This is a genomic window from Klebsiella sp. P1CD1 (assembly GCF_003790505.1).
Taxonomy (GTDB): domain Bacteria; phylum Pseudomonadota; class Gammaproteobacteria; order Enterobacterales; family Enterobacteriaceae; genus Klebsiella; species Klebsiella variicola.
The window spans coordinates 5,426,545-5,452,071 of record NZ_CP033631.1; the positions used below are offsets into that span (position 1 = coordinate 5,426,545).

General features: G+C 53.3%; 16 protein-coding genes, 6 tRNA genes and 3 rRNA genes. 2 read left to right on the forward strand and 23 right to left on the reverse strand.

Translation table 11 applies throughout. The annotated features are described in order from the left end of the window. Positions 1-32: 32 nt before the first annotated feature. From rpoB to DTA24_RS26845, 12 genes are all read right to left on the reverse strand, one after another. On the reverse strand, positions 33-4,061 hold the full coding sequence (rpoB, locus tag DTA24_RS26785) for a DNA-directed RNA polymerase subunit beta (protein ID WP_008808005.1): 4,029 nt from the start codon (positions 4,059-4,061) through the stop codon (positions 33-35). A gap of 324 nt (positions 4,062-4,385) precedes the next feature. Continuing rightward, a complete protein-coding gene (rplL, locus tag DTA24_RS26790; RefSeq protein ID WP_002884142.1) occupies positions 4,386-4,751 on the reverse strand; it encodes a 50S ribosomal protein L7/L12 in 366 nt (121 codons plus the stop codon). A 66-nt stretch (positions 4,752-4,817) separates the two neighbouring features. Continuing rightward, a complete protein-coding gene (gene rplJ, locus DTA24_RS26795) occupies positions 4,818-5,315 on the reverse strand; it encodes a 50S ribosomal protein L10 (RefSeq protein ID WP_001207203.1) in 498 nt (165 codons plus the stop codon). A 413-nt stretch (positions 5,316-5,728) separates the two neighbouring features. Beyond that, positions 5,729-6,433 (reverse strand): 50S ribosomal protein L1, encoded by a 705-nt coding sequence (gene rplA, locus DTA24_RS26800; RefSeq protein WP_008808006.1) that lies wholly within the window; start codon positions 6,431-6,433, stop codon positions 5,729-5,731. Between the two features lie 3 nt (positions 6,434-6,436). Beyond that, positions 6,437-6,865: a 50S ribosomal protein L11 gene (rplK, locus tag DTA24_RS26805; protein ID WP_008808007.1), complete on the reverse strand. Its 429-nt coding sequence runs from the start codon at positions 6,863-6,865 to the stop codon at positions 6,437-6,439. A 156-nt stretch (positions 6,866-7,021) separates the two neighbouring features. Beyond that, entirely contained in the window at positions 7,022-7,567 is a 546-nt protein-coding gene (nusG, locus tag DTA24_RS26810) for a transcription termination/antitermination protein NusG (RefSeq protein WP_007665882.1), read from the reverse strand. A 1-nt stretch (position 7,568) separates the two neighbouring features. Then, positions 7,569-7,952, reverse strand: a complete 384-nt coding sequence (gene secE / locus DTA24_RS26815; protein ID WP_002883772.1) for a preprotein translocase subunit SecE — start codon at positions 7,950-7,952, stop codon at positions 7,569-7,571. Positions 7,953-8,290: 338 nt separating this feature from the next. Continuing rightward, on the reverse strand, positions 8,291-9,475 hold the full coding sequence (gene tuf, locus DTA24_RS26825) for an elongation factor Tu (protein ID WP_012540432.1): 1,185 nt from the start codon (positions 9,473-9,475) through the stop codon (positions 8,291-8,293). Positions 9,476-9,590: 115 nt separating this feature from the next. Further along, positions 9,591-9,666 (reverse strand) — tRNA-Thr (locus tag DTA24_RS26830). Positions 9,667-9,671: 5 nt separating this feature from the next. Further along, a tRNA-Gly gene (locus DTA24_RS26835) sits at positions 9,672-9,746 on the reverse strand. 115 nt (positions 9,747-9,861) lie between these two features. Then, positions 9,862-9,946 (reverse strand) — tRNA-Tyr (locus tag DTA24_RS26840). Positions 9,947-9,956: 10 nt separating this feature from the next. Next, positions 9,957-10,032 (reverse strand) — tRNA-Thr (locus tag DTA24_RS26845). A gap of 418 nt (positions 10,033-10,450) precedes the next feature. On the opposite strand from DTA24_RS26845, the gene coaA reads away from it, so the two are divergent. Continuing rightward, entirely contained in the window at positions 10,451-11,401 is a 951-nt protein-coding gene (gene coaA / locus DTA24_RS26850) for a type I pantothenate kinase (RefSeq protein WP_012543215.1), read from the forward strand. Between the two features lie 26 nt (positions 11,402-11,427). Here the strand turns inward: coaA and birA are convergent, their stop codons facing one another. The 11 genes from birA to pepQ form a co-directional block, all read right to left on the reverse strand. Then, positions 11,428-12,390 (reverse strand): bifunctional biotin--[acetyl-CoA-carboxylase] ligase/biotin operon repressor BirA, encoded by a 963-nt coding sequence (birA, locus tag DTA24_RS26855; protein WP_008808010.1) that lies wholly within the window; start codon positions 12,388-12,390, stop codon positions 11,428-11,430. Then, complete coding sequence (gene murB / locus DTA24_RS26860; protein ID WP_008808011.1) at positions 12,387-13,415, reverse strand: UDP-N-acetylmuramate dehydrogenase; 1,029 nt, start codon at positions 13,413-13,415, stop codon at positions 12,387-12,389. Before murB ends, birA begins: the two co-directional genes overlap by 4 nt. A gap of 264 nt (positions 13,416-13,679) precedes the next feature. Next, positions 13,680-13,795, reverse strand: a 5S ribosomal RNA gene (gene rrf / locus DTA24_RS26865). 98 nt (positions 13,796-13,893) lie between these two features. Then, positions 13,894-16,797 (reverse strand): 23S ribosomal RNA (locus DTA24_RS26870). 171 nt (positions 16,798-16,968) lie between these two features. Further along, a tRNA-Ala gene (locus DTA24_RS26875) sits at positions 16,969-17,044 on the reverse strand. Positions 17,045-17,080: 36 nt separating this feature from the next. Then, positions 17,081-17,157 (reverse strand) — tRNA-Ile (locus DTA24_RS26880). A 69-nt stretch (positions 17,158-17,226) separates the two neighbouring features. Then, a 16S ribosomal RNA gene (locus DTA24_RS26885) occupies positions 17,227-18,766 on the reverse strand. Together the 16S, 23S and 5S rRNA genes with 2 tRNA genes alongside form the textbook arrangement of a ribosomal RNA operon. A 390-nt stretch (positions 18,767-19,156) precedes the next feature. Continuing rightward, the gene (gene hemG / locus DTA24_RS26890; protein ID WP_012543216.1) at positions 19,157-19,690 is read right to left on the reverse strand and encodes a menaquinone-dependent protoporphyrinogen IX dehydrogenase; all 534 of its coding nucleotides are present in this window, start codon (positions 19,688-19,690) and stop codon (positions 19,157-19,159) included. An 11-nt stretch (positions 19,691-19,701) separates the two neighbouring features. Continuing rightward, positions 19,702-21,153, reverse strand: a complete 1,452-nt coding sequence (trkH, locus tag DTA24_RS26895; protein WP_008807923.1) for a Trk system potassium transporter TrkH — start codon at positions 21,151-21,153, stop codon at positions 19,702-19,704. Positions 21,154-21,192: 39 nt separating this feature from the next. Then, positions 21,193-21,807: an IMPACT family protein gene (locus DTA24_RS26900; protein ID WP_048268381.1), complete on the reverse strand. Its 615-nt coding sequence runs from the start codon at positions 21,805-21,807 to the stop codon at positions 21,193-21,195. Continuing rightward, complete coding sequence (gene pepQ / locus DTA24_RS26905; protein WP_012969182.1) at positions 21,807-23,138, reverse strand: Xaa-Pro dipeptidase; 1,332 nt, start codon at positions 23,136-23,138, stop codon at positions 21,807-21,809. Before pepQ ends, DTA24_RS26900 begins: the two co-directional genes overlap by 1 nt. Positions 23,139-23,329: 191 nt before the next feature. On the opposite strand from pepQ, the gene fadB reads away from it, so the two are divergent. Next, positions 23,330-25,519: a fatty acid oxidation complex subunit alpha FadB gene (fadB, locus tag DTA24_RS26915; RefSeq protein ID WP_012543218.1), complete on the forward strand. Its 2,190-nt coding sequence runs from the start codon at positions 23,330-23,332 to the stop codon at positions 25,517-25,519. Positions 25,520-25,527: the final 8 nt, after the last annotated feature.

Genomic DNA, 25,527 nt, shown 5'->3' on the forward strand with positions numbered 1-25,527 from the left:
ATCCCGGCACCAGTGACCTGTTTGAGCGAGAGTTACTCGTCTTCCAGTTCGATGTTGATGCCCAGCGAGCGGATTTCTTTCAACAGTACGTTGAAGGACTCCGGCATGCCCGGTTCCATCTGGTGGTTGCCGTCCACGATGTTTTTATACATCTTGGTACGACCGTTCACGTCATCAGACTTAACGGTGAGCATTTCCTGCAGGGTGTAGGCCGCGCCATAAGCTTCCAGCGCCCACACTTCCATCTCACCGAAGCGCTGACCACCGAACTGCGCCTTACCACCCAGCGGCTGCTGAGTAACCAGGCTGTAGGAACCGGTGGAACGAGCGTGCATTTTGTCGTCGACCAGGTGGTTCAGTTTCAGCATGTACATGTAACCCACGGTTACCGGACGTTCGAACTGTTCACCGGTGCGGCCGTCAAACAGGGTGATCTGACCGGAAGTCGGCAGGTCGCCCAGCTGCAGCAGCTCTTTGATTTCAGCTTCTTTCGCACCGTCGAATACCGGCGTTGCGATCGGCATGCCTTTACGCAGGTTTTCAGCCAGACGCAGAACTTCTTCATCGCTGAAGGTATTCAGGTCAACTTTCTGGCGAACGTCAGCGCCCAGATCGTAAGCACGCTGGATGAATTCGCGCAGTTTCGCGACTTCTTGCTGCTGTTTCAGCATGGCGTTGATCTTATCGCCGATGCCTTTCGCAGCCATACCCAGGTGAGTTTCCAGGATCTGACCGATGTTCATACGAGACGGTACGCCCAGCGGGTTCAGTACGATATCTACCGGCGTACCGTTAGCATCGTGCGGCATATCTTCGATCGGGTTGATCTTAGAGATAACACCCTTGTTACCGTGACGGCCTGCCATCTTATCACCAGGCTGGATACGGCGTTTAACGGCCAGGTATACCTTAACAATCTTCAGCACACCCGGTGCCAGATCGTCGCCTTGGGTGATTTTACGGCGTTTCGCTTCGAGTTTTTTCTCGAACTCGTGTTTCAGTTCGTCATACTGCTCAGCCAGTTGCTCCAGCTGATTCTGTTTCTCTTCGTCGGTCAGGCCCAGTTCCAGCCAGCGATCGCGCGGCAGTTTGTCGAGCTTCTCAGCTTCAACGCCACCGGAGACCAGCACCGCGTAGATACGACTGAACAGACCGGCTTCGAGGATCTGCAGTTCTTCAGACAGGTCTTTCTTCGCCTGCTTCAGCTGCATCTCTTCGATTTCCAGCGCACGTTTGTCTTTTTCTACGCCATCACGGGTAAAGACCTGAACGTCGATAACGGTACCAGAGACACCGTTCGGTACGCGCAGAGAAGAGTCTTTAACGTCAGACGCTTTCTCACCGAAGATCGCACGCAGCAGTTTCTCTTCCGGCGTCAGCTGGGTTTCACCTTTCGGCGTTACCTTACCAACCAGAATGTCGCCGCCGGTCACTTCCGCGCCGATATAAACGATACCGGACTCATCCAGTTTAGAGAGCGCAGCTTCACCCACGTTCGGGATGTCAGCGGTGATCTCTTCCGGCCCCAGCTTGGTGTCACGGGACACGCACGCCAGTTCCTGAATGTGGATGGTGGTGAAACGGTCTTCCTGAACAACACGCTCGGAGACGAGGATGGAGTCTTCGAAGTTGTAGCCGTTCCACGGCATGAACGCTACGCGCATGTTCTGACCCAGCGCCAGTTCACCAAGGTCGGTGGACGGGCCGTCGGCCAGCACGTCGCCGCGCTCAATGGGTTCGCCCAGGGACACGCAAGGCATCTGGTTGATGCAGGTGTTCTGGTTAGAACGGGTGTACTTGGTCAGGTTATAGATGTCGATACCTGCTTCGCCCGGGTACATCTCGTCTTCGTTAACTTTGATAACGATACGGGAAGCATCCACGTACTGAACGGTACCGCCACGTTTAGCCACCGCAGTAACACCGGAGTCAACGGCAACAGCACGTTCCATACCGGTACCAACCAGCGGCTTATCAGCGCGCAGAGTCGGAACCGCCTGACGTTGCATGTTCGCACCCATCAATGCACGGTTGGCGTCATCGTGCTCCAGGAACGGGATCAGGGACGCACCGACGGATACCACCTGCTGGGTGGATACGTCCATGTAGTCAACCTGGTCGCGGCTGAACAAGCTGGATTCGCCTTTGCTACGGCAGGTAACCAGGTCTTCTACGAAGTGGCCGTTTTCATCCAGGTTGGAGTTCGCCTGAGCAATAACGTAGTTGCCTTCTTCGATAGCAGACAGGTAGTGAATTTCATCGGTAACCACACCGTCGGTCACTTTACGATACGGGGTCTCAAGGAAACCGTATTCGTTAGTCTGTGCGTACACGGACAGGGAGTTGATCAGACCGATGTTCGGACCTTCAGGCGTTTCGATTGGACATACGCGACCGTAGTGCGTCGGGTGTACGTCTCGAACTTCGAAGCCTGCGCGTTCACGGGTCAGACCGCCTGGGCCGAGTGCGGAGATACGACGTTTGTGCGTAATCTCAGACAGCGGGTTGTTCTGGTCCATAAACTGGGACAGCTGGCTGGAACCAAAGAACTCTTTCACTGCTGCGGAAATCGGCTTGGCGTTGATCATATCCTGAGGCATCAGGGTATCCAGATCGCCCAGAGACAGACGCTCTTTAACCGCACGCTCTACACGTACCAGGCCAACGCGGAACTGGTTTTCCGCCATTTCGCCAACGGAACGGATACGACGGTTGCCGAGGTGGTCGATATCATCGACTTCGCCTTTACCGTTACGGATATCGATGAGCTTCTTCATCACTTCGATGATGTCGTCTTTGCTCAGGATACCGGAACCTTCGATTTCGTCGCGCAGCAGAGAACGATTGAACTTCATACGACCAACCGCGGACAGATCGTAGCGGTCTTCGGAGAAGAACAGGTTCTCAAACAGGCTTTCAGCCGCTTCGCGAGTCGGCGGCTCACCAGGGCGCATCATGCGGTAGATTTCTACCAGCGCGCTCAGACGATCGTTGGTCGGGTCGACGCGTACCGTTTCAGAAATGTACGGACCGTGGTCCAGATCGTTGGTGAACAGCGTTTCGATACGCTTGTGGCCGGACTGGCTCAGTTTAGCCAGCAGATCCAGGCTCAGCTCCATGTTCGCCGGGCAGATCAGTTCGCCGGTCGCTTCGTCGATGTAGTCTTTAGAAGCAACTTTACCCGCGATGTACTCAACCGGAACTTCGATATGTTTGATATCGTCTTTTTCCAGTTGGCGAATGTGGCGCGCAGTAATACGACGGCCTTTCTCAACGTACACTTTACCGTTGGCTTCGATATCGAAGGAGGCGGTTTCACCGCGCAGACGCTCCGGTACCAGCTCCATCTGCAGCTTGTTGTCGCGAATTTCAAAGACCACTTTCTCGAAGAACAGGTCAAGGATCTGCTCAGTGGTGTAATTCAGCGCGCGCAGAATGATGGTTGCCGGCAGTTTACGACGACGGTCGATACGAACGAACAGGTTGTCTTTCGGGTCGAATTCGAAGTCCAGCCAGGAACCGCGGTAAGGGATGATACGTGCGTTATACAGGACCTTACCGGAGGAGTGGGTCTTACCTTTGTCACTGTCAAAGAAGACGCCCGGGCTACGGTGCAGCTGAGAAACGATAACACGCTCGGTACCGTTGATAACAAAGGTACCGTTGTCGGTCATGAGCGGGATTTCGCCCATGTAGACTTCTTGTTCTTTGATGTCTTTAACGGTGCCTTCCGGCGCTTCGCGCTCGTAGATCACCAGACGCAGTTTTACGCGCAGCGGTGCAGAATAAGTCACGCCACGGATCTGACATTCTTTAACATCAAAAACAGGTTCGCCCAGACGGTAGCTGACGTATTGCAGCTCTGAATTACCGCTGTAGCTCTGAATCGGGAATACGGAACGGAAGGCTGCTTCCAGACCATACTGCCCTTCAGGATCTTGCTCGATAAACTTCTGGAACGAATCAAGCTGGATAGAAAGGAGATAAGGTATGTCCAGAACTTGTGGACGTTTACCAAAATCCTTACGAATACGTTTTTTCTCGGTATAGGAGTAAACCATAGGGTTCCTCAGCTCGCTGACAAGTCGACCCGTCTGCCTAAGTAAGGCAGTTTTTTATGCAACACTATTTTGTTGACCGGAAAATGGAACACTTTCCGCAATACCTGTTGCTATCACGCTTAAACCATTTCGTTGCGATTTACACAGCCCAGGAACCCTAACCTGTCGCAGTATATTAAGTCGTCGATAGAAACAAGCATTGTCAGGCAAACCAGCAGTCAAACAGTGTGAAATGCTACTGGCGCCTTACAGCGCAAAAAGGCTGGTGACTAAAAAGTCACCAGCCTCAGCCTGATTTCTCAGGCTGCAACCGGAAGGGTTGGCTTATTTAACTTCAACTTCAGCGCCAGCTTCTTCCAGAGATTTTTTCAGAGCTTCAGCGTCGTCTTTGCTGATGCCTTCTTTCAGTGCAGCCGGAGCAGATTCTACCAGGTCTTTAGCTTCTTTCAGACCCAGGCCAGTTGCGCCACGTACTGCTTTGATAACAGCAACTTTGTTAGCGCCAGCAGCTTTCAGAATTACGTCGAATTCAGTTTTTTCTTCAGCAGCTTCAACCGGGCCAGCAGCTACAGCTACAGCAGCAGCAGCGGAAACACCGAATTTTTCTTCCATTGCAGAGATCAGCTCAACAACGTCCATTACGGACATAGCGGATACTGCTTCAATGATTTGATCTTTAGTGATAGACATTTAAATTGTTCCTGAATATCAGAATAAGTTTATACGTAAGCGAATGCTTTATAAAGATAACTGCGATTAAGCAGCTTCTTTCGCATCGCGTACAGCAGCCAGAGTACGAACCAGTTTGCCAGCCGAAGCTTCTTTCATGGTTGCCATCAGGCGTGCAATTGCTTCTTCGTAGGTCGGCAGAGTTGCCAGGCGGTCGATCTGCGACGCCGGGATCAGCTCACCTTCAAAGGCAGCGGCTTTGACCTCAAATTTTGCATTCGCTTTCGCGAACTCTTTGAACAGACGAGCAGCAGCGCCCGGGTGTTCCATAGAGTATGCAATCAGGGTCGGACCAACAAACGTGTCTTTCAGGCACTCGAACTGAGTACCTTCAACGACGCGGCGCAGCAGGGTGTTACGAACAACACGCATGTATACGCCAGCTTCACGACCTGCTTTACGCAGTTCAGTCATTTTATCTACAGTTACGCCACGGGAATCCGCAACTACTGCAGACAGCGCGCCTTTGGCTACTTCGCTGACTTCAGCAACAATCGCTTGTTTGTCTTGAAGATTTAAAGCCATTAGCTTTGCTCCTGGATGTTTGCCAGAGCTTATGCTCTGGAACTCACTTCACTCAATTCAACGAAAAGAGCGTCTAAATACGGTGAGCAGAAACAAGCCAGAGTATCCAAAAATAATCTTAGCGTTCTGTCACCGTCTACGCAGGGGATTAAGTTTCTTGCGAAACACCTGCGGTCTTCGACGGAGGCCTGGATAGGCCAGGCTCCAACGAACAAATTCTTCCTATGACTTCGTCCTTCGAACCGCAGCGGCGTTAGCTGCTCTCGTTCACACCGGTCATGTAGTTAACTACACTCCCGGTGATTCACTCGATTGCTGCCTTGCTGCAATTCAAATGACTCGCATAGCGTCTGTCTTATTGACAGAATCGTGGGGGTAAGATTGTAGACAAAATCACCGCCCACGTAAAGGCATTAGTTTGCAGAAGCGTTCAGGCCAGCCTGATCTACTGCAACACCTGCACCCATGGTGGTGGAGATGCTAACTTTCTTGATGTACACGCCTTTCGCCTGAGTCGGTTTTGCTTTTTTCAGCGCAACCAGCAGAGCTTCCAGGTTTTCTTTCAGTTTGTCAGCGTCAAAGTCCACTTTACCGATGGTGGTGTGGATGATGCCGTTTTTGTCGTTACGATAACGAACCTGACCTGCTTTAGCGTTCTTAACCGCTTCAGCAACGTTAGGGGTTACGGTACCCACTTTCGGGTTTGGCATCAGGCCGCGCGGACCCAGAACCTGGCCCAGCTGGCCAACAACGCGCATTGCATCCGGGGAAGCAATAACAACATCAAAGTTCATTTCGCCTTTCTTGATCTGGTCAGCCAGATCTTCCATACCTACCAGCTCAGCGCCTGCAGCTTTAGCAGCTTCAGCGTTTGCGCCCTGGGCAAATACGGCAACGCGAACAGAACGGCCAGTACCGTGCGGCAGTACAGTTGCACCACGTACGTTCTGGTCAGATTTACGAGCATCGATGCCCAGGTTTACAGCAACGTCAACGCTTTCAACGAACTTAGCAGTAGCCAGTTCTTTCAGCAGAGAGATGGCTTCGTTGATGTCATACTGTTTAGTTGCATCAACTTTGTCACGGATCACGGACATGCGCTTGGTCAGTTTAGCCATTTCTTAGTCCTCCACTACCAGGCCCATGGAACGTGCAGTACCTTCGATGGAGCGAGTCATCGCTTCAATGTCGGCACCAGTCATGTCGGCAGCTTTGGTCTGCGCGATTTCCTGCAGCTGAGCGCGGGAAATTTTACCCACTTTATCTTTGTTCGGCTTACCAGAGCCGGACTTGATACCAGCCGCTTTTTTCAGCAGAACTGCTGCCGGCGGGGTTTTGGTAACGAAAGTGAAAGAACGGTCAGCGTAAACGGTGATAACAACCGGGATTGGCAGACCTTTTTCCATGGATTCAGTTTTTGCGTTGAACGCTTTGCAGAATTCCATGATGTTAACGCCCTGCTGACCCAGTGCTGGACCAACCGGCGGACTCGGGTTTGCCATACCAGCTGCAACCTGCAGCTTGACGTAGGCTTGTACTTTCTTAGCCATTCTTAAATCCTCAAATTGGGTATTAACGCTTCAGAGAAGCTCCCCGTGATTAAACATCGTTTTACGGGCCAGGCCCATAAAAACAAAAGGCGCGAAATTGTATGCCAATTTCGCGCCCTATGCAACGATTAAATCGCTGCTTTTTTGATCGCCGGCTTACGCCTTCTCAACCTGACCGAAGTCCAGTTCTACCGGCGTCGCACGACCGAAGATAGAAACAGAAACTTTCAGGCGGGACTTCTCATAGTCCACTTCTTCAACGACGCCGTTAAAGTCAGCGAACGGACCATCGTTGACACGAACCATTTCGCCCGGCTCAAACAGCGTTTTCGGACGCGGCTTATCGCCAACCTGCTGCAGGCGGTTCATGATGGCATCGACTTCTTTGTCGCTGATCGGCGCCGGACGGTCGGAAGTACCGCCGATGAAGCCCATCACACGCGGTACGCTGCGCACCAGGTGCCAGCTCGCGTCGTTCATGACCATCTGAACCAGAACGTAGCCTGGGAAGAATTTACGTTCGCTTTTGCGACGCTGGCCGCCACGGATTTCAACCACTTCTTCGGTTGGAACCATGACTTCGCCAAACAACTCTTCCATGTTGTGTAATTTGATATGTTCACGCAGCGAAGTAGCTACGCGACCTTCAAAACCGGAAAACGCCTGAACGACGTACCAGCGCTTTTTAGGAGCTTCAGACATCTCAGAACCTCAGGCCAGTGATAAAGGAGACCAGGCGAACCAGAATACCATCCAGTCCCCACAGGATCAGTGACATTACTGCAGTCACGGCAGCAACAATCAGCGTAGTATGCAGCGTTTCCTGGCGAGTCGGCCAAATCACTTTACGCACTTCAGTTCGCGCTTCGCGAGCAAAAGCAACGGTCGCCTTACCTTTCGTCGTCAACAGCGCGACGCCACCGGCAGCAGCAATAAGAATAACCACGGCCAGCGCACGCACCGCCAGCATAATGTCGCGATAAAGGAAGTTGCCCACGATCGCCACGATCAGCAGCACGGCAACGATAATCCACTTCATCGCTTCCAGGCCGCGCCCGCTCCCTTGAGCTTCGGTATTCGCACTCATAAACCAACCTGTCAGAAGTATTCTACAAACAATTTCACCCCGCGGGGGCGAGGCGATCCAAACCGAAATTAAGTTTCGGATTATACACTGAACGCGTTCAAACTGCTTCAACGCTGGCGGTTCTGGCGCCTCTTCCCTGCTATTGCAAAGGAGAACGCTGACTTGCCGTCGCGCTACCGCTCGAATGGTTTGGTGTATAAACGCCCTCTTCAGAGCCTGTCTCAGCAATGATTATGACAAAAAAAATCACTGATGAGCCAGGTTCTGGTATGAAAGCGTGCAAAAAGGGCATCAAATGATGCCCTTTTATTGCGCATTGCGTCAAATGTTATCAGCGATTAGCCGAGAACTTTAGCAACCACGCCCGCGCCAACGGTACGACCGCCTTCACGGATTGCGAAACGCAGACCATCGTCCATCGCGATCGGGTGGATCAGGGTAACAACCATTTTGATGTTGTCGCCCGGCATAACCATCTCTACGCCTTCCGGCAGTTCGATGGTGCCAGTCACGTCAGTAGTACGGAAGTAGAACTGCGGACGGTAGCCTTTGAAGAACGGAGTATGACGGCCGCCTTCGTCTTTGGACAGGATGTACACTTCAGATTCGAACTTGGTGTGCGGCTTGATGCTGCCCGGCTTAGCCAGTACCTGACCACGTTCGATTTCTTCACGTTTGATACCACGCAGCAGAACACCAACGTTCTCACCAGCACGGCCTTCGTCCAGCAGTTTGCGGAACATTTCAACGCCAGTACAGGTGGTTTTCGCGGTATCTTTGATACCAACGATTTCAACTTCTTCACCGACTTTGATGATACCGCGCTCTACACGACCGGTAACAACGGTACCACGACCGGAGATGGAGAATACGTCTTCGATCGGCAGCAGGAACGGCTTGTCAATCGCACGCTCTGGTTCCGGGATATAGGTATCCAGGTGGCCAGCCAGTTCGATGATTTTCGCTTCCCACTCTGCGTCGCCTTCCAGCGCTTTCAGAGCAGAACCACGAACGATCGGGGTGTCGTCGCCCGGAAAATCGTACTGAGACAGCAGTTCACGAACTTCCATCTCAACCAGTTCCAGCAGCTCTTCGTCATCAACCATGTCGCATTTGTTCAGGAACACGATGATGTACGGAACGCCTACCTGACGACCCAGCAGGATGTGCTCACGAGTCTGCGGCATCGGGCCGTCAGTCGCAGCAACAACCAGGATCGCGCCGTCCATCTGCGCAGCACCGGTGATCATGTTTTTAACATAGTCGGCGTGGCCCGGGCAGTCTACGTGCGCGTAGTGGCGAGTCGGGGTGTCATATTCAACGTGAGAGGTGTTGATGGTGATACCACGAGCTTTTTCTTCCGGTGCGTTATCGATCTGGTCGAATGCACGAGCAGAACCACCGTAGGTTTTAGCCAGAACGGTAGTGATGGCAGCGGTCAGCGTTGTTTTACCATGGTCAACGTGGCCGATAGTACCGACGTTAACGTGCGGTTTTGTACGTTCAAACTTTTCTTTAGACATCGATTGTCCCTCTAAGACACGGATAAATCGGTGATATCACCACATCAACCAGGCAACATGCCCGACTTGTTGAATGAAAATAACAGAAGAGAAACAGGGAAGGAGAGAAAAGAAGTGGTGCTGATACCCAGAGTCGAACTGGGGACCTCACCCTTACCAAGGGTGCGCTCTACCAACTGAGCCATATCAGCACGTCTGGAGCGGGCAGCGGGAATCGAACCCGCATCATCAGCTTGGAAGGCTGAGGTAATAGCCATTATACGATGCCCGCATCCTGAAACTCGGCTACCCAGTTCTTTCTGTAATACTAAAGAGACTGCTCTCTTTAGTATTGAGCTGATTAGTTTACCCAACCAACTCCGGCTACGCAAAGCGTCGCCAGAAAGTGGTGGTGGGGGAAGGATTCGAACCTTCGAAGTCGATGACGGCAGATTTACAGTCTGCTCCCTTTGGCCGCTCGGGAACCCCACCCAAATTGTTATGGTGCCGACTACCGGAATCGAACTGGTGACCTACTGATTACAAGTCAGTTGCTCTACCTACTGAGCTAAGTCGGCATCAAGTAGCGCGCATTCTAGGGAGAGGAGCGAGTTCATGCAACTAAAAATTTGCATAAAACGTTCTCTTGCTCACATTTTGTGCTCTTACACGAAAAAACGGTGTAATTTCAAACAGGGCAGTGCAAATATTCGCCAGCAATCCAGCTCATCAGGAGCGGTTCCAGTCACCCGCTGATGCCCAGGATGTATGCGGACGACTGACAGAAAGGTAACGGGCCGTTAGCACTATCCTGCTGGTTTACTACGAATAAGAAACTTATTCCTCTCTTGTGATGCTGGCGCGAGAAAGCAGCATTCAATGAGTTTTTTTCTTATTATTCCCGGCAATCTGGTGTTACCCTCCTGCCCATTGTCCTGATTAACTCGTGTGAAGCATCGCCGTTTCAACGTATACGGCGATGGTAAGAACATGCTTATGAGCCAAAAAGAGCAGACGTTAATGACACCGTACCTACAATTTAACCGCCACCAATGGGCTGCACTTCGTGATTCTGTCCCGATGACGTTAACCGAGGATGAAATCACGCGGTTAAAAGGCATCAACGAAGATCTCTCTCTGGAAGAGGTTGCCGAGATCTATTTGCCGCTGTCGCGTTTGCTCAACTTCTATATCAGTTCTAACCTGCGTCGTCAGGCTGTTCTCGAACAATTTCTTGGCACCAACGGTCAACGCATTCCCTATATCATCAGCATCGCTGGCAGCGTTGCGGTGGGGAAAAGCACCACCGCGCGTGTACTGCAGGCCTTGCTTAGCCGTTGGCCGGAGCACCGCCATGTTGAACTCATCACTACTGACGGTTTTTTGCACCCTAACTCAGTATTGAAAGAACGCGGATTAATGAAGAAGAAAGGCTTCCCGCAGTCCTATGATATGCATCGACTGGTGAAGTTTGTCTCCGATCTTAAATCAGGTGTACCGCAGGCAACCGCGCCGGTTTATTCCCATCTGATTTATGATGTTATTCCCGACGGCGATAAAACCGTCGCGCAGCCGGATATTTTAATTCTTGAGGGACTCAACGTTCTGCAAAGTGGAATGGATTATCCGCACGATCCTCATCATGTATTTGTATCCGATTTTGTCGATTTTTCTATTTATGTCGATGCCCCGGAAGAATTACTGAAAAGCTGGTATATCAACCGTTTTCTCAAATTCCGAGAAGGGGCGTTTACCGATCCTGACTCCTACTTCCACAATTACGCTAAGCTGTCGAAGGAAGAGGCGGTGGATATTGCCACCTCGCTATGGAACGAGATTAACTTAATGAATCTTAAAGAAAACATCCTTCCAACCCGCGAACGTGCCAGCCTGATCATGACCAAAAGCGCCAATCATTCTGTGAATCAAGTACGCTTACGTAAATAAAGCAAAGGGAGCCGAAGCTCCCTTTTTTATTCTGCGCTGCGCAATGATATTTCACCGCCAACCCAGGCTTTTATCACCCCATCCTGTTCCAGCAATAGTGCGCCTTGCGCATCAATGCCCCGGGAAATTCCATAGATTTCTTTATCACCGATAATGAGTTTTACCGGGCGATGAATAAAGTTATCCAGTTTCTCCCAGCGCGGCAGATAGGGCGCTAACCCTTCCTGCTCGAACAGTTCCAGGCCCAGACGTAGCTCTTTAATCAGGCGCGCGGCGAGGAGGTTGCGGTCGATGACAACCCCCGCCTCCTGAAGGCTTATCCACCCCTGATTGACCACGTCAGACTCCACGCGACGCATCACAAGATTGATACCCGCGCCACTAACGATTTGTGCAGCATCACCCGTTTTCCCGGTCAGTTCCACGAGGATCCCTGACAGTTTACGATCTTGCAGGTAAATATCGTTTGGCCATTTCACACGAACCTGATCGGCCCCGAGCTGCTGCAGAACTTCAGCGATCACGATACCAATCACCAGGCTGAGTCCAATAGCCGCCGCCGGTCCCTGCTCCAGGCGCCAGTACATCGAGAGATAAAGATTGGCGCCAAAGGGCGAGAACCATTTTCTACCTCGCCGTCCTCGCCCTGCCTGCTGATATTCAGCCACACAGGCATCCCCGGATGTCAGCTCATCAAGCCTGTCCAGTAAATACTGGTTAGTGGAGTCAATCACGGGGAGAACCGTCACTCGGCCATGTTCAATCTGTTGGGAAATCTTTTTCTCATCCAACAGATGAATGGGCTCTGGCAGGCTGTAACCCTTGCCTGGCACTGTAAACACATCGACGCCCCAGTCGCGTAAGGTCTGGATATGCTTATTAATCGCCGCCCGGCTCATACCTAACTGCTCACCAAGCTGTTCACCTGAGTGGAACTCGCCATCAGCCAGGATAGAAATCAACGTTAAGGGAATAGTATGGTCTTTCACGCAATGCTCTCCTCTGCGTTGACTTCACCATGCGTTCCAATGAAGCGCACCTCGGGCTGAAGCCATACATCGAATTTCTTACCCACCTGCTGGCGAACGTAATGGGCTAGTTTTACCACGTCCTCGCTGGTCGCTCGATCTTCATTAATGAGTACCAGGGCCTGTTGTCGATGGACGGCCGCGCCGCCAATGCGTTGCCCTTTGAGCTGACATTGATCGATTAACCAGCCCGCGGCCAGCTTGACGGTGCCGTTTGCCTGCGGATAATGCGGCGCCTGGGGGAATTGCGCCAGCAGCGCTTCAGCAACCTGAGCGCTGACGATCGGATTCTTAAAGAAACTTCCGGCATTGCCGTTAATCTTGGGATCCGGCAACTTAGTCATTCGCATATGACAAACGGAATCGAATACCTGCTGCGGGGTGACGGTCTGTGGATCAAGACGCGTTAAATCACCGTAACTCAGTACAGGCTGCCATGCTTTCGCTAACGTTAAACCAATCGCGACGATGGCGTAGCGATCCTGGTATTCATGTTTAAAGATACTGTCACGGTAGCCGAAACGGCATTCCGCCGCTGAAAGACGCTGCTTACGACCCGTTTCCAGCTCAATGCAGTCCACATAGTTGCAAACCCGCTGGAGCTCGACACCGTAGGCGCCAATATTCTGGATCGGCGAAGATCCTGCGCAGCCAGGGATCAATGCCAAATTTTCCAGACCTGGCATCGCATGCTGTAGCGTGAACTGCACCAATTGATGCCAGTTTTCGCCGGCGCCGACGTGCAAGCACCAGGCTTCCGGCGTTTCGCTCACCTCGATCCCCATAATTCGGTTGAGGATCACCGTACCGGCATAGTCGTTCAGAAACAGGACATTACTACCTTCCCCAAGGATCAGCGTGGGTTCGCCTGCCGCGACAGCAGTTTGCCAGGCGCTTAATAACTGCTGCTCAGTTTCGGCGCGTACAATCGTCCTGGCGGAGCGCTCAATGCCAAAGGTATTCCAGGGTTTGAGGGAGTGGTTCATAGTGGCTTCCTGATGCAAAATCGGCGTTAGTTTACCGTATCTGGCGGGGGAAGGCTTGCCTGATTGCAGGGGCAGTGATATTGGGGGCGTTACCGGTAATGATGCGGTGTACCGATCCGGGCTACAGCTACAGGTCGTGCAGGGCGGGTGCGAATCCGTAGCCCCGGTAAGCGCAGCGCCACCGGGGAGACATGCCGGCACGGTTGCCGGACCACTGAAACGCAAAAAGCCCATCCGGCAGGATGGGCTTTTTACTTGTTTGATGCCTGGCAGTTCCCTACTCTCACATGGGGAGACCCCACACTACCATCGGCGCTACGGCGTTTCACTTCTGAGTTCGGCATGGGGTCAGGTGGGACCACCGCGCTATCGCCGCCAGGCAAATTCTGTTTTATCAACACGTCTCACGGACGCATCGAGTAATCTGTATCAGAGCTGAAAATCTTCTCTCAAATCGCCAAAACAGCTTCGGCGTTGTAAGGTTAAGCCTCACGGTTCATTAGTACCGGTTAGCTCAACGCATCGCTGCGCTTACACACCCGGCCTATCAACGTCGTCGTCTTCAACGTTCCTTCAGGAGACTTAAAGTCTCAGGGAGAACTCATCTCGGGGCAAGTTTCGTGCTTAGATGCTTTCAGCACTTATCTCTTCCGCATTTAGCTACCGGGCAGTGCCATTGGCATGACAACCCGAACACCAGTGATGCGTCCACTCCGGTCCTCTCGTACTAGGAGCAGCCCCCCTCAATTCTCCAGCGCCCACGGCAGATAGGGACCGAACTGTCTCACGACGTTCTAAACCCAGCTCGCGTACCACTTTAAATGGCGAACAGCCATACCCTTGGGACCTACTTCAGCCCCAGGATGTGATGAGCCGACATCGAGGTGCCAAACACCGCCGTCGATATGAACTCTTGGGCGGTATCAGCCTGTTATCCCCGGAGTACCTTTTATCCGTTGAGCGATGGCCCTTCCATTCAGAACCACCGGATCACTATGACCTGCTTTCGCACCTGCTCGCGCCGTCACGCTCGCAGTCAAGCTAGCTTATGCCATTGCACTAACCTCCTGATGTCCGACCAGGATTAGCTAACCTTCGTGCTCCTCCGTTACTCTTTGGGAGGAGACCGCCCCAGTCAAACTACCCACCAGACACTGTCCGCAACCCCGGTCAGGGGCCTACGTTAGAACATCAAACATTAAAGGGTGGTATTTCAAGGTTGGCTCCACGCAGACTGGCGTCCACGCTTCAAAGCCTCCCACCTATCCTACACATCAAGGCTCAATGTTCAGTGTCAAGCTATAGTAAAGGTTCACGGGGTCTTTCCGTCTTGCCGCGGGTACACTGCATCTTCACAGCGAGTTCAATTTCACTGAGTCTCGGGTGGAGACAGCCTGGCCATCATTACGCCATTCGTGCAGGTCGGAACTTACCCGACAAGGAATTTCGCTACCTTAGGACCGTTATAGTTACGGCCGCCGTTTACCGGGGCTTCGATCAAGAGCTTCTCCTTACGGATAACCCCATCAATTAACCTTCCGGCACCGGGCAGGCGTCACACCGTATACGTCCACTTTCGTGTTTGCACAGTGCTGTGTTTTTAATAAACAGTTGCAGCCAGCTGGTATCTTCGACTGGTCTCAGCTCCGTCCGCAGGGACTTCACCTACACACCAGCGTGCCTTCTCCCGAAGTTACGGCACCATTTTGCCTAGTTCCTTCACCCGAGTTCTCTCAAGCGCCTTGGTATTCTCTACCTGACCACCTGTGTCGGTTTGGGGTACGATTTAATGTTACCTGATGCTTAGAGGCTTTTCCTGGAAGCAGGGCATTTGTTACTTCAGCACCGTAGTGCCTCGTCATCACACCTCAGCGTTAAAAGGTACCGGATTTACCTGGAACCTCCGCCTACATGCTTAAACCGGGACAACCGTCGCCCGGCTAACATAGCCTTCTCCGTCCCCCCTTCGCAGTAACACCAAGTACAGGAATATTAACCTGTTTCCCATCGACTACGCCTTTCGGCCTCGCCTTAGGGGTCGACTCACCCTGCCCCGATTAACGTTGGACAGGAACCCTTGGTCTTCCGGCGAGCGGGCTTTTCACCCGCTTTATCGTTACTTATGTCAGCATTCGCACTTCTGATACCTCCAGCAACCCTCACAGGCCACCTTCGCAGGCTTACAGAACGCTCCCCTACCCAACAACACATAGTGTCGCTGCCGCAGCTTCGGTGCATGGTTTAGCCCCGTTACATCTTCCGCGCAGGCCGACTCGACCAGTGAGCTATTACGCTTTCTTTAAATGATGGCTGCTTCTAAGCCAACATCCTGGCTGTCTGTGCCTTCCCACATCGTTTCCCACTTAACCATGACTTTGGGACCTTAGCTGGCGGTCTGGGTTGTTTCCCTCTTCACGACGGACGTTAGCACCCGCCGTGTGTCTCCCGTGATAACATTCTTCGGTATTCGTAGTTTGCATCGGGTTGGTAAGTCGGGATGACCCCCTAGCCGAAACAGTGCTCTACCCCCGAAGATGAGTTCACGAGGCGCTACCTAAATAGCTTTCGGGGAGAACCAGCTATCTCCCGGTTTGATTGGCCTTTCACCCCCAGCCACAAGTCATCCGCTAATTTTTCAACATTAGTCGGTTCGGTCCTCCAGTTAGTGTTACCCAACCTTCAACCTGCCCATGGCTAGATCACCGGGTTTCGGGTCTATACCCTGCAACTTAACGCCCAGTTAAGACTCGGTTTCCCTGCGGCTCCCCTATACGGTTAACCTTGCTACAGAATATAAGTCGCTGACCCATTATACAAAAGGTACGCAGTCACACCCGAAGGTGCTCCCACTGCTTGTACGTACACGGTTTCAGGTTCTTTTTCACTCCCCTCGCCGGGGTTCTTTTCGCCTTTCCCTCACGGTACTGGTTCACTATCGGTCAGTCAGGAGTATTTAGCCTTGGAGGATGGTCCCCCCATATTCAGACAGGATACCACGTGTCCCGCCCTACTCTTCGAGTTCACAACCTGTGCATTTTGGTGTACGGGACTATCACCCTGTACCGTCGGACTTTCCAGACCGTTCCACTAACACACAAGCTGATTCAGACTCTGGGCTGCTCCCCGTTCGCTCGCCGCTACTGGGGGAATCTCGGTTGATTTCTTTTCCTCGGGGTACTTAGATGTTTCAGTTCCCCCGGTTCGCCTCGTTAACCTATGTATTCAGTTAACGATAGTGTGACGAATCACACTGGGTTTCCCCATTCGGACATCGCCGGTTATAACGGTTCATATCACCTTACCGACGCTTTTCGCAGATTAGCACGTCCTTCATCGCCTCTGACTGCCAGGGCATCCACCGTGTACGCTTAGTCGCTTAACCTCACAACCCGAAGATGTCTTCACCATCGTGTCGCGAAAATTTGAGAGACTCGAACACACATTAACTGTGTGTCGTTTCAATTTTCAGCTTGATCCAGATTTTTAAAGAGCAAAACTTCGCAGTGCACCTTTTCAGGTTCACTCTGAAGTTTTCTTGTGTTTGCAGTAAAGATGGTGGAGCTATGCGGGATCGAACCGCAGACCTCCTGCGTGCAAAGCAGGCGCTCTCCCAGCTGAGCTATAGCCCCATCGTTTGCAACCTCTTCAAATTTGCTTCGCAAATTTGGTAGGCCTGAGTGGACTTGAACCACCGACCTCACCCTTATCAGGGGTGCGCTCTAACCACCTGAGCTACAAGCCTGTAGAGGTTTTTACTGCTGTTTTTCATCAGACAATCTGTGTGAGCACTACAAAGGCAGGTTCTTTAAGGTAAGGAGGTGATCCAACCGCAGGTTCCCCTACGGTTACCTTGTTACGACTTCACCCCAGTCATGAATCACAAAGTGGTAAGCGCCCTCCCGAAGGTTAAGCTACCTACTTCTTTTGCAACCCACTCCCATGGTGTGACGGGCGGTGTGTACAAGGCCCGGGAACGTATTCACCGTAGCATTCTGATCTACGATTACTAGCGATTCCGACTTCATGGAGTCGAGTTGCAGACTCCAATCCGGACTACGACATACTTTATGAGGTCCGCTTGCTCTCGCGAGGTCGCTTCTCTTTGTATATGCCATTGTAGCACGTGTGTAGCCCTGGTCGTAAGGGCCATGATGACTTGACGTCATCCCCACCTTCCTCCAGTTTATCACTGGCAGTCTCCTTTGAGTTCCCGGCCTAACCGCTGGCAACAAAGGATAAGGGTTGCGCTCGTTGCGGGACTTAACCCAACATTTCACAACACGAGCTGACGACAGCCATGCAGCACCTGTCTCACAGTTCCCGAAGGCACCAATCCATCTCTGGAAAGTTCTGTGGATGTCAAGACCAGGTAAGGTTCTTCGCGTTGCATCGAATTAAACCACATGCTCCACCGCTTGTGCGGGCCCCCGTCAATTCATTTGAGTTTTAACCTTGCGGCCGTACTCCCCAGGCGGTCGATTTAACGCGTTAGCTCCGGAAGCCACGCCTCAAGGGCACAACCTCCAAATCGACATCGTTTACAGCGTGGACTACCAGGGTATCTAATCCTGTTTGCTCCCCACGCTTTCGCACCTGAGCGTCAGTCTTTGTCCAGGGGGCCGCCTTCGCCACCGGTATTCCTCCAGATCTCTACGCATTTCACCGCTACACCTGGAATTCTACCCCCCTCTACAAGACTCTAGCCTGCCAGTTTCGAATGCAGTTCCCAGGTTGAGCCCGGGGATTTCACATCCGACTTGACAGACCGCCTGCGTGCGCTTTACGCCCAGTAATTCCGATTAACGCTTGCACCCTCCGTATTACCGCGGCTGCTGGCACGGAGTTAGCCGGTGCTTCTTCTGCGGGTAACGTCAATCGATGAGGTTATTAACCTCACCGCCTTCCTCCCCGCTGAAAGTGCTTTACAACCCGAAGGCCTTCTTCACACACGCGGCATGGCTGCATCAGGCTTGCGCCCATTGTGCAATATTCCCCACTGCTGCCTCCCGTAGGAGTCTGGACCGTGTCTCAGTTCCAGTGTGGCTGGTCATCCTCTCAGACCAGCTAGGGATCGTCGCCTAGGTGAGCCGTTACCCCACCTACCAGCTAATCCCATCTGGGCACATCTGATGGCATGAGGCCCGAAGGTCCCCCACTTTGGTCTTGCGACGTTATGCGGTATTAGCTACCGTTTCCAGTAGTTATCCCCCTCCATCAGGCAGTTTCCCAGACATTACTCACCCGTCCGCCGCTCGTCACCCGAGAGCAAGCTCTCTGTGCTACCGCTCGACTTGCATGTGTTAGGCCTGCCGCCAGCGTTCAATCTGAGCCATGATCAAACTCTTCAATTTAAGTTTGATGCTCGTGAATTAAACTTCGTAATGAATTACGTATGTTCACTCAGAGACTTGGTATTCATTTTTCGTCCGAGGACGTTAAGAATCCATGTCACTTTGAGTGCCCACACAGATTGTCTGATAAATTGTTAAAGAGCAGTTGCGACGCGCTTTAGCGCTCTGTCGCGAGGTGGCGTATATTACGCTTTCCCGCTTCAGAGTCAAGCATTTATTTTTGCTTTTCTCTGCGAGGTTCTCACCGGAACCCCGCTGACCCGGCGGCTTGTTTGCCGTTGTTCCGTGTCAGTGGAGGCGCATTATAGGGAGTAATTCTGAGGTGACAAGGGGAAATTCAAAAAAACTTTTCGTTCGCTCGATTTTCCATCACAACGCGAGTTTTACGCGCTATTTGCGCGCCATTTGTGCGATTTCCCGAGCAAACCGGGATACCTGTTGCCAGTCGGTATAGACCACTTCTTTGCGGGTATCCGTTTCCCCCCCGGTCATTTTCATAATCAGGCGGATCATAAACCGATCGTACCAGCTGTAGCGCGGGTAGCGCAGCGCGCCGGCAAATACCGCGCAGCTCTGCGGCTGCCACGGCGAGTTCAGCAGAAACTTACGCGTATAGCTGTTGGTCTGCGGCGTGCGCTTCTCGGGTTTACGCGCCACCAGGTTAACAGAGAAGAATGCTCCCGGCAGCGCCTGCAATGATGCCAGATGCTTTTTCACAAAGCGGTCCACCGCCGGATGAAAGTGCCCGTAGCGAATCGACGCGCCGATGACCACCCGATCGTAGTGATGCCATTCGACGACATCGGTACGGTTCAGGTTCAAGGTGTCCGCGTCGATGCCCAGCTCTTTCAGCTCGGAGGCCAGAAACGAAGCGATTTCACGGGTCTGCCCGTCGCGGGTGGAGAAGAGTATTAAAGTTTTCACGAGCACTCCTGTTATTCGCGCCAGAAAGTGGGAGTAAAGAGCACCAGTAAGGTGAACACTTCCAGACGACCAAACAGCATATTAGCAATCAGGATCCATTTCGCGACCGGGTTCATAGTGGCAAAGTTGTCCGCGACAACGCCAAGCCCAGGCCCGAGGTTGTTCAACGTCGCCACCACGGAGGCGAAGGCAGAGAAATCATCCACCCCGGTGGCGATAATAGCCAACATACTAATGATAAAGACCAGCGCATAGGCGGAGAAGAACCCCCACACGGCTTCAAGAATACGTTCCGGCAAGGCGCGGTTACCTAACTTGATGCTATAAACCGCATTCGGGTGTACCAGACGCTTAAGCTCACGGTTGCCCTGCTTAAACAGCAACAGGATACGGATCACCTTTAAGCCACCGCCCGTGGAACCGGCACAGCCGCCGATAAATGCGGAGCAGAGCAGCAACACCGGCAGGAATAGCGGCCAGCGCGCAATGCTATCGGTAGTGAATCCCGCGGTGGTCGCCATCGACACCACCTGGAAAAATGCCTGATTCAGCGTCGTCAGCACCGACCCATACACGTTATGAAGCCATAGCACCAGCGTACAGATGATGACCAGCGTCAACTGGACGCCAATGAACATGCGAAATTCTGGGTCGCGCCAGTACACCTTCAGGCTGCGTCCGCTCAATAACGAAAAATGCAGACCGTAGTTACAGCCAGAGATCAGCAAAAAGATCGCGATGATAGAGTTAATCATCGGGCTATTGAAATAGCCGACGCTGGCATCGTGAGTCGAGAAACCGCCGATGGCGATAGTGGCAAAGCTGTGCCCAATCGCATCGAACGCCGGCATACCGGCAAACCAGAGCGCCAATGCGCAGGCTATCGTCAATAACACATAGATTAGCCACAGCGTCTTCGCCGTCTCGGCGATACGCGGGCGCATCTTGTTGTCTTTCAACGGACCGGGCATTTCCGCGCGGTAGAGCTGCATCCCCCCTACGCCGAGGATAGGCAGAATCGCCACCGCCAGCACAATGATCCCCATGCCGCCGAACCATTGCAGCATCTGCCGGTAAAAGAGGATTGCATGAGGTAATGAGTCCAAACCCACCAGGGTGGTCGCTCCGGTCGTCGTCAGGCCGGAAAATGACTCGAAGAAGGCATCGGTCACCGTCAGGTTCGGCTGCTCGGCGAAAATAAAGGGCAAGGCCCCCACGCTCCCCAGCACGGTCCAGAACAGCACCACAATCAGAAACCCTTCGCGGGATTTCAGTTCGCCTTTTTGTTTACGATTCGGCCACCACAGCATGGAGCCAATCGCCAGCGCAACAAAAAAGGTTTGCGTGAAGGCCCGCCCCGCGCCATCGCGATATATCAGGGCCACTAATCCCGGAACGATCATCGTCCCCGAAAATAAGATGACCAACAGTCCAACGATTCGGGTTATGGCGCGAAAATGCATCTCTGGCGCTTCCTTTGATAGGCAAAAAAACAGAGGGGATTATTCGTCAATCTTCAGTAATTGCAATGAACCGCGACTAAAATCAGCCAGTTTTGCTGAAAAAGCCGCCACTTCGGCCCGGGGAAGCGCCACGCGCAGCCGAACCGACGCCAGATATTCGCTTTCGACTACCTTCCCGGAGAATTGGGCGAGCAGCGCTTCGATACCGGCCAGTTGCCCATACTCACATTGCAAAGTATATGCTGTTAACGGTGTCTTGCGCTGCGTCGTCAGCTGCGCCAGCGCCTGATGAACACCGCCGCCATAGGCTTTCACCAGGCCGCCGGTGCCCAGCAGGATACCACCGTAGTAGCGCACGACGACAGCGGTTATCTCACCCACGCCGCACCCCATCAGTTGCGCCAGCATCGGTTTACCCGCCGTCCCCGCCGGTTCGCCATCGTCAGAAAACCCCAGCTGTTGCGAATCATCAGGCGGCCCGGCGACCCACGCCACGCAGTGGTGGCGGGCATCAGGGTGATCCGCTCTGACGGACTCGACAAAAGTTTTTGCCGCCGCCACGCCGTCGGTATGCGCCAACAGCGTGATAAAACGGCTTTTTTTAATCTCCTCAACGACGGTAACCGGCGCCGCCGGGATTAACCAGCTTTCCATTACGCCAGCTTCAGATCGCGCGTCATATTTTCAATGCTGTTTTCGTGAACCACCACGTTATCTTCGATACGGATCCCGCCAAACGGCTTCATGGCGTCAATTTTCTGCCAGTTGAAGTGCTTGCTGAACGGGCCTTCACGCCACGGCGCCAGTAACGACTCGATGAAGTAGATGCCGGGTTCAATAGTCAGCACCATGCGCGGCTCGATAATACGGGTACAGCGCAGATACGGGTATTTCGACGGCGCCGCCAGATGCGTACCGGTGTCATCCTGCATAAAGCCAGCGACATCATGCACCTGCAGACCCAGCGGATGGCCAATCCCGTGCGGCATAAACGGCCCGGTCAGGTCATTCTCCACCATCGCCTCTTCGCTTATGTCGGTAACCAACTGGTGTTTACGCAGTAGCTTTGCGATGCGCTGATGGAACTGGATATGGTAATCAACATAACGAGTCCCGGCCTTCATGGTGCTAATCAGCGCCAGCTGCTCGTCATTAACGTCTTTGATCAGATGGGCAAAGTCGTTGTCGCCGTGCGCCGCCCAGGTTCGCGTCAGATCCGCGGCATAGCCGTTATATTCTGCGCCAGCGTCGAGCAGGAAGCTGCGCATCTCCGCCGGGGCGCGATGATCCAGTTTGGTGTAGTGCAGGACGGAGGCATGCTCATTCAGCGCGACAATGTTGCTGTAAGGCACGTCGGTATCGCGGTGACCAGTGGCGGTGAGATAGGCCTGGTTGATATCGAATTCGCTCATCCCGGACTGGAAAGCTTCATAGGCCGCGCGATGACCATTGACCGCCGATTTCTGCGCTTCACGCATACAGGCCAGCTCGTAATCCGTTTTGTAAGCCCGATAGTAGTGCAGGTAATCGATAACCCCTTTCGGGTTGATCTTATCCGCAGCGATACCCAGCCCCAGCGCGCGCTCCGGTACCGGCCCAATATAACCGATATTACCGCGAGCGGCAGGTAGCTGGCTGCCGATGCCATCGGCCTTCGGCAGAGCAATGACGTCAACTTCTTCGGTCCAGAATGCGGTCGGTAGCGGCTCGACGTTGTGCCAGTAATCGACCGGCAGATAGAACCACAGCTTCGGTTTGTTAACGCCATCCACCAGCAGCCAGCAGTTAGGCACCTGCGTCACTGGCACCCAGGCTTTGAACTGCGGATTGACCTTGAACGGGTACGGGTGGTCGTCAAGGAAGACGTTAACCAGCTCACCGGAGTGAATCAGCAGCGCATCCATCTGAAAACGGGCCAGCACGTCGCGGGTACGTTCTTGTAGGGTAACAATATGATTTTTATAGAGCGCGGACAGGGATTCCATCTTTCATCCTTTGCTTTTATGGGATCGTGATACTCCGCATCTTAGCACATCACCCTGCGTGCGGGTGATTTCCGCCGGATGTGATCCGACCAGCAATTATTTAAAGAGTAATTTGCAATTCTTTAACATAAATTCCACACTCCGTTTCATCTGGTATGACCAGATCATATTGCTGGATTCAGGAGACTGACATGCTCTACAAAGGCGACACCCTGTACCTCGACTGGCTGGAAGATGGCATCGCCGAACTGGTGTTCGATGCCCCAGGTTCGGTCAACAAGCTTGATACCGCAACCGTAGCCAGCCTCGGTCACGCGCTGGACGTACTGGAAAAACAAAACGATCTCAAAGGTCTGCTGCTGCGCTCTGAAAAAGCGGCGTTTATCGTCGGCGCGGATATCACCGAATTCCTCTCGCTGTTCCTGGTCCCTGAGGAGCAGTTAAGCCAGTGGTTGCATTTTGCTAACAGCGTTTTCAATCGTCTGGAAGATCTTCCCGTCCCGACGATCTCTGCCGTCAATGGTTACGCGCTGGGCGGCGGTTGTGAATGCGTCCTGGCGACCGATTACCGCCTGGCGACGCCGGATCTGCGTATCGGTCTGCCGGAAACCAAGCTTGGCATTATGCCGGGCTTCGGCGGTTCTGTGCGTCTGCCACGCTTGCTCGGCGCCGATAGCGCGCTGGAAATTATTGCCGCCGGGAAAGACGTCGGCGCCGATCAGGCGCTGAAAATCGGCCTGGTGGATGGTGTGGTCGCAGCGGAAAAACTGCGTGACGGCGCGCTGGCGATCCTGCGTCAGGCGATTAATGGCGATCTGGACTGGAAAGCAAAACGTCAGCCGAAACTAGAGCCGCTGAAGCTCAGCAAAATTGAAGCTACCATGAGCTTCACGATTGCCAAAGGCATGGTCGCACAAACGGCCGGGAAACATTACCCGGCGCCGATCACCGCGGTGAAAACCATTGAAGCCGCCGCACGTCTTGGTCGTGAAGAAGCCCTGGTGCTGGAAAATAAAAGCTTTGTCCCGCTGGCCCATACCAATGAGGCCCGCGCGCTGGTTGGTATCTTCCTGAACGACCAGTACGTCAAAGCGAAAGCGAAAAAGTTGACCAAAGATGTCGAGACGCCGAAGCATGCTGCTGTCCTGGGCGCTGGCATTATGGGCGGCGGTATCGCATACCAGTCGGCCTGGAAAGGCGTGCCGGTGGTGATGAAAGACATTAGCGACAAATCGCTGACCCTGGGCATGACCGAAGCGGCGAAACTGCTGAATAAACAGCTGGAACGCGGCAAAATCGACGGTCTGAAGCTGGCCGGAGTGATCAGCACCATTCAGCCAACCCTGGAATACAGTGGTTTTGATCGCGTCGACGTGGTTGTTGAAGCGGTGGTCGAAAACCCGAAAGTGAAGAAAGCGGTGCTGGCCGAAACCGAGGCAAAAGTGCGCCCGGATACCGTGCTGGCATCCAACACCTCAACAATCCCCATCAGCGAACTGGCCAGCGTTCTGCAACGCCCGGAAAACTTCTGCGGTATGCACTTCTTTAACCCGGTGCATCGCATGCCGCTGGTTGAAGTGATCCGCGGCGAAAAAACCTCGGATAAGACCATTGCCAAAGTTGTGGCCTGGGCCAGCAAAATGGGCAAGACGCCAATCGTGGTGAATGATTGTCCCGGCTTCTTCGTCAACCGCGTGCTGTTCCCCTACTTCGCCGGCTTCAGCCAGCTGCTGCGCGACGGGGCGGATTTCCGCAAGGTCGACAAAGTGATGGAAAAACAGTTTGGCTGGCCAATGGGCCCGGCCTATCTGCTGGACGTGGTCGGCATCGATACCGCCCACCATGCTCAGGCCGTGATGGCGGCGGGCTTCCCGCAGCGGATGCAGAAAGATTATCGCGACGCCATCGACGCCCTGTTTGACGCCAACCGTTTCGGCCAGAAGAACGGCCTCGGTTTCTGGCGTTATAAAGAAGACAGCAAAGGTAAGCCGAAGAAAGAAGAAGACGCTGCCGTCGACAGCCTGCTGGCCGACGTCAGCCAGCCGAAGCGCGATTTCAGCGATGAAGAGATTATCGCCCGCATGATGATCCCGATGGTTAACGAAGTCGTCCGCTGCCTGGAAGAAGGCATTATCGCCAGCCCGGCGGAAGCGGATATGGCGCTGGTATACGGCCTGGGCTTCCCTCCGTTCCACGGCGGCGCATTCCGCTGGCTGGACACCATCGGCAGCGCGAAATATCTCGATATGGCGCAGCAATACCAGCACCTTGGCCCGCTGTATGAAGTGCCAGCCGGTCTGCGTGACAAAGCGCGCCATAACGAAGCGTATTATCCCCAGGTAGAGCCAGCCCGTCCGGTTGGCGCTCTGAAAACGGCTTAAGGAGTCAC